We start from the raw sequence: 678 nt of genomic DNA on the forward strand, positions 1-678 counted from the left end.
CTGGAAGATCCGTTGAAATTTTATCGGGAACCTTCCCCATTTATCGATAACGCAATGCGGGCGATTTCTCTTCTTGATCTTACTGATTTGATCAACCATAAGACTTCTATTTATGCGCCCCCAGGTGTTGACTCCGCAGAAGACTATGTCAATGATCAGATCGAGTAGATGGAGGGGATCTATCACCTGCCAGATCTGAAGGATGATGATGTCAGAAAGGTATTCAAGGCACAGCTAGTCCAGCGTGGCAATGGCTGTCTGGGCGATGCAATCTCCGATGGGCGATCGAGTCTGCCTGCACTTGATTGTGTTGATTCCTTTCACAGTTGGCCGAAGTCGTACATCTTCGCAGGCCTGCAGACCCAGAACTGGGTGTTCGTGCTGTTCGGCTGCCTTTCCGCCGCCGTGCTGGCGCTGGCGGTGGACCAGTTGCTGGCGCTGATCGAAGACGGCCTGCGCCGGCGCAGCCGGCCGCGGATCGCGCTTGGCGGCGTCGCCATCGCCTGCCTGGTCGCAGCAACGCTGGTGCCTTCGATGACCCGCGGGCAATCGAGCTACGTCGTCGGGGCCAAGACCTTCACCGAGCAATATGTGCTGTCGGCGCTGATCAAGCAGCGGTTGCAGGCGGCTGGGCTCGCCGTCACCTCGCGCGAAGGCCTCGGCTCCAACGTGATCTTC

General features: G+C 57.7%; 1 pseudogene. It reads left to right on the forward strand.

The features are described from left to right. Window positions 1-168: 168 nt before the first annotated feature. Window positions 169-678, forward strand: a pseudogene (locus BTM36_RS00085) (hypothetical protein); the annotation flags it as partial.

This window comes from Herbaspirillum sp. VT-16-41 (assembly GCF_001994935.1).
Taxonomy (GTDB): domain Bacteria; phylum Pseudomonadota; class Gammaproteobacteria; order Burkholderiales; family Burkholderiaceae_D; genus Herbaspirillum; species Herbaspirillum frisingense.